Origin of the sequence: Rathayibacter sp. AY1E3 (genome assembly GCF_002932235.1) — a bacterium.
In the GTDB taxonomy this organism is placed as follows: Bacteria; Actinomycetota; Actinomycetes; order Actinomycetales; family Microbacteriaceae; genus Rathayibacter.
Map to the genome: position 1 here is coordinate 1 of NZ_PSVN01000038.1, position 6,221 is coordinate 6,221.

Sequence of the window (6,221 nt, forward strand, 5' to 3'; positions counted from 1 at the left end):
GCCGGGCTCGGCGCGGAGTCGGGTGGCGGCGCCGGTGGAGACGCTGACATCTCCCTCGGCGACGGCCGGACGCTCCGCTCCCGCCGTCTCAGGCCGTGAGTCCGCCGAACAGCAGCGACACCGTCATCGCGATGATGACCGAGTCGAAGGCGAACGTGATGACGACGTTCGCGCGCACCAGGCGCCAGCCCTCTCTCGAGCGGATCTCGGCCGAGACCGTGGCCGCCATCGTGGACAGCAGGAGCGCGAGGGTCGCGTCGTCACTGAAGTGCGGCGCCTCCTCGAAGGCGAAGCGCGCCTGCGACCGCCGGGGCGACCGCGACTCGAGGCGCAGGCAGGCCCGTGCGACCGAGAAGACCATCAGCACCCACGAGCTCGCGACGGCGAGCAGGGCGGCGGCGATGGAGAGGGGCTCGCTGCGGGATTTCGTCCTCTGCGCGATCGCCACCGTGACCACGATCGCCGGCACCGCCGCCGGCAGCGTCGTGCCGGTCGCCCCGGTCGCTCCCGCCATCCGCGAGAGGAGGCGCCGCTCGCCGCGCGCCTCCTCCTCGGCGGTGCTCCGCAGCGCCTGCTCGTCGAGGCGCGAGGAGGAGGCGGCGCTCCAGCCCACAGAGAGGGCGGTGGAGAGCGGCCAGCCGAGCAGATGGACCGGAACGAGGGTCGCCGTCGCATCGACGGCCCCGTCGCCCGGACGAGCAGCACCACCACGATGGTGACCAGGAGGCTCACGCTCACCCGGAACAGATCGGAGCGGGATCGTCTGCGCGCGGTCATCGCCGCCCTCCCCGTCAGGGGCCCGGAGTGCGCCCCGAACAAAATCCACGCCGTTCCGTCCTGCCGCGTCCCGTGCGTTACCATGCCATTCGTTGCAACCAACAACAAATCCCCCGCGCACCCGGCAGAATGGACCCATGACCTCACGGAGCAACTGGGCGGGCACCTACGAGTACCGCGCCGCCGCCATCATCGAGCCGGAGTCCGTCGAGGAGGTGCAGCGCCTCGTCCGCGAGAACGAGCGCGTCCGCGCCCTCGGCAGCCGCCACTCCTTCAACTCCCTGCCCGACACCCCCGGCGCACTGCTGCACCTGGGGCGCCTCGCCTCCGACCCCGTGATCGACGCCGAGGCGAGCACCGTCACCGTCGGCGGCGCCACCCGCTACGGCGTCGTCGCCGCACACCTGCACAGCAACGGCTACGCCCTGCACAACATGGGCTCTCTCCCGCACATCTCGGTCGCCGGCGCCATCGCGACCGGCACCCACGGCTCGGGCGACCGCAACGCGAACCTCTCCTCCGCCGTCTCGGCGCTCGAGCTCGTCACCGCCGACGGCTCGCTGCGCACGATCCGCCGCGGGGAGCCGGGCTTCGAGGGCGTCGTCGTCGGCCTCGGCGCCTTCGGCATCGTCACCCGCGTGACCCTCGACATCCAGCCGACCTTCGACGTCCGCCAGGACGCGTTCGTCGACCTGCCCTGGGAGCGCGTGCTCGACGACTTCGACGCGATCACCTCCTCCGCCTACAGCGTCAGCCTCATGACCCACTGGTCCTCGCCGACCGTGGAGCAGCTGTGGCTGAAGACCAAGGTGGCGGCGGGATCCGTCGCCGACGTCGACGCGACGCACCTGGGCGCGGTCGCCGCCTCCGCGAGCCTCTTCGCCGTCTCGGAGGGTGTCGACTCCAACCTGAACCCGTTCGGCGGCTCCGTCGGACCGTGGTCCGAGCGCCTGCCGCACTTCCGCCTCGACCGCGAGCCGAGCGCGGGCGACGAGATCCAGAGCGAGTACATGGTGCCGCGCGCGAACGTCCGCGAGGCGATCGTGGCGCTGCGCGCGATCGGCGAGCGGATCGACGACGTCCTGCTCATCACGGAGCTGCGGACCATGGCGGGCGACGACCAGTGGCTCTCCCCCGCCGGAGGCCGCGACAGCGTCGGCGTGCACTTCACCTTCAAGAAGGACCGCGCCGGCGTCGACGCCGTGCTCCCCGCCGTCGAGGGCGCGCTGCTGCCGCTCGGCGCCCGGCCGCACTGGGGCAAGCACTTCCTCGCCGGAGCCGACGAGATCGCGCCGCTCTACCCGCACCTCGAGGAGTGGCGCACCCTCCGCTCCGAGTGGGACCCCTCGGACCGCTTCGCGAGCGACTTCCTCCGCGACCGCCTGCTCGGCTGAGCGGCACCCGCCCCGCGGGACCAGGCAGGTTCCGCGGGACGGGGCTCACAGGACGTGGGTCGCGGGACGGGGCTCACAGGACACGGCTCGCGGCTCGCGGCTCGCGGGATGCGGGATGCGGGACGCGGGACGCGGGACGCGGCCTACAGGACGCGGGTCACAGGACGCGGGTCACAGGACGCGGCTCACAGGACGCCACTCAGAACAGGCGGGCCGCGTCGGCGGGCTCGACGAGGTCGCGCACCAGCGCCGGGATCCGCTTCCGGAACGGGAAGAACCCCCGCGACGCCGACGGCCACGCCGCACCGTCCCAGCGGCGGCGCACGGTGACGAGCGCGACCCCCTCGTCGGCGAGAGCCGAGCGGAGCGCCTCCACCCGCTCGCCGACGGGCCCGACCGGAGCGTACGGAACGACCACCGTGTCGATCCGCTCGGAGACCGCCCAGTCGACGACCGTCGCGGCACGCGCGTCCGCCAGCACCCGCGCCGGCCGGCCGCTGGAGTCGGAGGTGCGCTCGGCGGCGTCGGCGAGCGCCGCGGCGGTGAAGGCGGCGACCGCGTCGGAGACTCCGGACGGCGAGCGCCCGCCCGCGTCCCCGGCGACGGCGCACGCGACGAGGCGCTCAGCCAGACCCGGCTGCTCGGCGAGCAGGCTCTCCGCCTCGAGGTCCTCCTCGTGCAGCAGGAGGCCGGGGCGGGCGCCGAAGGTCCCCACGACGTCGTCCTGCTCGAGCGGTGCCCGCGGCGGGAAGGGCTCCTCGGTGAGCGCGGGGGCCGTGGTGGCGAGGCCGCTCGGCGAGAAGCGCCCCTCCGTGTAGCGCGCGATGTTGGACGCGGAGGCGAGGTAGGTCTTGCCCGGAGTCTGCAGGCCGGCGACCCATCGCCACGACAGGGTGTTGGACGCGGCGTCGCCGTCGAGCAGGTGCCGGTAGAAGAAGTCGGCGCCGAGCTGCCAGGGCAGTCCGAGGGTGAAGATCCAGATGCTCGCGAACCACATGCGGGTGTGGTTGTGGAGGTACCCGGTCTCGACGAGCTCGCTCACCCACGCGTCCATCGCGTCGATGCCGCTGCGTCCGCCGATCGCGTCGAGGTAGCCGGGCGGAGGATCGCCCGCGGAGGAGTCCGCCACCTCGCGGCGGTAGCGGCGCCAGACATCCGGGTTCTGCTCGAGCCAGCCCTTCCAGTAGGTGCGCCAGAACACCTCCTGGACGAACTTCTCCGCGGCGGTCAGCCGGTGGCGCGCGAGGACCGCGGCGACGACCTCCCGCTCGGTGACGAGGCGGTGGCGGAGGTAGGGCGAGAGTCCGGAGACGTTGTCCCGGGACGGTCCGAGGTCGTGGTTGCGGTCGCGGGCGTAGGCGGAGCCCGCGCGGGCGACGAAGTCGTCGAGCGCCTCGAGACCGGCGGCTCTGGTCGGGATGAACATCGCCCCATCATCGGCGTCGGCCCGGTGAGAACACCGGCAGCGGCCTCCCGAGTGCGCTCCGGGGACGGAGGCGCCCGCCGAGCGCTCGTCAACGGGGTGACCGGCGCCTCCGACCCGACGTAGCGTCGGAGGACGAGAGGGAGGCCGCCATGCCCCGCGAGGAACAGATCCCGTCCACCATCGAGCGCTCCGACGAGCACGCGCAGAAGCTCTGGTCGGCCGCGCACGACTCGGCCGTCGACAGCTACGGCGACGGTGAGCGCGCCCACCGCACGGCCTTCGCCGCGCTGAAGCACGAGTACGAGAAGGTCGGCGACCACTGGGAGCGCAAGGCCGAGAGCGGCCCCTCCGACTCCCGCGCCGAGGGCCACGGCCGCTCCCCCGGGGGCGAGACGGCGGGCGGAGTGGACGCGAACGCGACCAAGGCGCACCTGATGGACCTCGCCAAGCGCCTGGACGTCTCCGGCCGCTCGCGCATGACGAAGGCGGAGCTCGTCGAGGCCCTGCAGAAGGAGAGCACCCGCCGGACGCGCGACGCGCGGTGAGGCCAGGGGTGGGGCCGGGAACAGCCGCCTCGCCGAGCCCCGGCCCGCTCAGTCCAGCGCGTCCCTGATGGCCGCCATGCCCAGCTCCAGCTCGGCGAAGGTGGTCGACAGCGGCGAGAGGCCGATCCGGATGCCGTCGGGTCGGCGGAAGTCCGGCACGATCCCCTCCGCCTGCAGCCGCGGGACCAGGCCGGCGAACGACTCGTGCGCGATCGTCACGTGCGAGCCGCGCCGGGCGGGGTCGAGCGGAGTCGCCACCCGCACCCCGCGCGGCACCAGCCACGCGTCGGCCAGCTCCAGCGCGTACGCCGTCATCGCCTCCGACTTCGCGCGCACCGCGGGCATGCCCACCGAGGCGATCAGCGCGATCATGTCCTGCATCGCGAGCATCCCCGTGATCGGCGGAGTCCCGCTGAGGAAGCGCCGCATCCCCTCGGCCGGACGGTAGCCGGGTCCCATCTCGAACATGTCGGCGACGCCCATCCAGCCCTGCACCGGCTGCGCGAGCGAGCCCTGGTGCCGGGAGGCGACGTACGCCCACGCGGGCGCCCCCGGGCCTCCGTTGAGGTACTTGTAGGAGCAGCCGACCGCGAGGTCCGCGCCCCACTCGTCGAGCTCGAGCGGCACCGAGCCGACGGAGTGGGAGGCGTCCCAGAGCACGAGCGCGCCGGCCTCGTGCGCCTGGGCGGTGATCGCCGCGGCGTCGGCGAGGAACCCCGAGCGGTACGCGACGTGGCTGAGCAGCACCAGCGCCGTCCGCTCGCCGAGCGCCGGGGCGAGGTCGTCGGGGCCGACGCCGCTCCCGGGGTCGGAGTCGATCCAGCGGAGCGTGCTGCCGGTCTCGGCCGCGATGCCCTCCAGCACGTACCGGTCGGTGGGGAAGTTGTCGGTGTCCACGACGATCTCGTCGCGCCCCTGCTCCGCCTGGCGGGCGATCGCCGCGCGGGTGAGCTTGTAGAGCAGGACGGTCGTGGAGTCGGCGACGACCGTCTGCCCGGCCGCGGCTCCCAGCACCGCGGAGCCGAGGGCGTCGCCGACCTCGAGCGGCATGTCGAGCCAGCCCTCCTCCCAGCCGCGGATGAGGCGGCCGCCCCACTCCTCCTCCGCGAACCGCGCGAGCCGGGCGACGCTCGCGCGCAGCGGCCGGCCGAGCGAGTTGCCGTCGAGGTAGGAGCGGACCTCGGGGGTGCGGACGAACAGCTCGGGGCAGTGCGCGAGCGGGTCCTGGGCGTCGAGCGGATGCATGCCCTCACCCTAGGTCGCGGGTGCCGGGCGCGACGCGCGCCGCGGGGGCCCCGGATGCGTGCCGCCGGGGTCCCTGACGGGTGCTGCCGGGGTCCCTGACGGGTGCTGCCGGGGTCCCTGACGCCGCTCGGACGCCGCCCACCGTCCAGAAGTCGTCGCACTCGGCCGCGACTGCGACGACTCCCGAGCACTCGCGAGCCCTCACCCCGGAGCCTCCCCACTGTCCAAGAACTTGTCGCACTCGGCGTCGACTGCGACAACGCTTGAGCACTCGCAAGCGCTCACCCGGAGCCCCTCCCCCACTGTCCGAAAGTCGTCGCACTCGGCGTCGACTGCGACAACTCCTGAGCACTCGCGAGCCCTCACCCCGGAGCCCCTCCCCCCACTGTCCAGAAGTCGTCGCACTCGGCCTCGACTGCGACAACTCCCGAGCACTCGCGAGCCCTAACCCGGAGCCCCTCCCCCCACTGTCCAGAACTTGTCGCACTCGGCGTCGACTGCGACAACTCTTGAGCACTCGCGGACCCGCGCACTCGAGCCGGTCGCCACTCCTCCGAAGTCGCCGTACTCGCGCTCCAGTACGGCCGCTTCCGCGTGGTCGCGAGCCGCCGGGCCTGTCCCAGCGGTCGTCGCCGAGTGCGCAGAAGTCGTCGCACTCGAGCTCGAGTGCGACAACTCCTGGACAGTCGTCGAAGCCGGAGGAGAACGGAGCAGGAGCCGGAGGAGAACGGACCGCGAGTCGGTGAGTGCCCCCGGACCCGCGAGCACGGCCGCGCACCTGGGAAGTCAACGGGCGGACGCCGCCCCCCCCGCGGCGCGCGTCGCGCCCGGCAC

The 6,221-nt window shown here is 73.5% G+C and carries 5 protein-coding genes; 2 read left to right on the plus strand and 3 right to left on the minus strand.

The features are described 5' to 3' along the window. Nucleotides 1–88 precede the first annotated feature (88 nt). Nucleotides 89–916 (minus strand): DUF1345 domain-containing protein, encoded by an 828-nt coding sequence (locus C5C53_RS17535; RefSeq protein WP_104268037.1) that lies wholly within the window; start codon nucleotides 914–916, stop codon nucleotides 89–91. On the opposite strand from C5C53_RS17535, the gene C5C53_RS16465 reads away from it, so the two are divergent. After that, a complete protein-coding gene (locus tag C5C53_RS16465) occupies nucleotides 915–2,171 on the plus strand; it encodes an FAD-binding protein (RefSeq protein ID WP_104268038.1) in 1,257 nt (418 codons plus the stop codon). The genes C5C53_RS17535 and C5C53_RS16465 overlap by 2 nt on opposite strands. Nucleotides 2,172–2,370: 199 nt before the next feature. On the opposite strand, the gene C5C53_RS16470 is transcribed toward C5C53_RS16465, so the two are convergent. After that, on the minus strand, nucleotides 2,371–3,597 hold the full coding sequence (locus C5C53_RS16470; RefSeq protein ID WP_104268039.1) for an FAD-binding domain-containing protein: 1,227 nt from the start codon (nucleotides 3,595–3,597) through the stop codon (nucleotides 2,371–2,373). Between the two features lie 149 nt (nucleotides 3,598–3,746). Between C5C53_RS16470 and C5C53_RS16475 the strand changes: the two genes are divergently transcribed. Continuing rightward, complete coding sequence (locus tag C5C53_RS16475) at nucleotides 3,747–4,142, plus strand: ChaB family protein (protein ID WP_104225169.1); 396 nt, start codon at nucleotides 3,747–3,749, stop codon at nucleotides 4,140–4,142. Between the two features lie 48 nt (nucleotides 4,143–4,190). On the opposite strand, the gene C5C53_RS16480 is transcribed toward C5C53_RS16475, so the two are convergent. Further along, nucleotides 4,191–5,387, minus strand: coding sequence for a kynureninase (locus C5C53_RS16480; protein ID WP_104268040.1), 1,197 nt, complete (start codon nucleotides 5,385–5,387; stop codon nucleotides 4,191–4,193). Between the last annotated feature and the right edge of the window lie 834 nt (nucleotides 5,388–6,221).

Bases quoted from the DNA above. Each gene is read 5' to 3' on its own strand.
- C5C53_RS16465 (WP_104268038.1), top strand. From the start codon at position 915: ATGACCTCACGGAGCAACTGGGCGGGCACCTACGAGTACCGCGCCGCC.
- C5C53_RS17535 (WP_104268037.1), bottom strand. From the start codon at position 916: ATGGGTCCATTCTGCCGGGTGCGCGGGGGATTTGTTGTTGGTTGCAAC.
- C5C53_RS16480 (WP_104268040.1), bottom strand. From the start codon at position 5,387: ATGCATCCGCTCGACGCCCAGGACCCGCTCGCGCACTGCCCCGAGCTG.
- C5C53_RS16470 (WP_104268039.1), bottom strand. From the start codon at position 3,597: ATGTTCATCCCGACCAGAGCCGCCGGTCTCGAGGCGCTCGACGACTTC.
- C5C53_RS16475 (WP_104225169.1), top strand. From the start codon at position 3,747: ATGCCCCGCGAGGAACAGATCCCGTCCACCATCGAGCGCTCCGACGAG.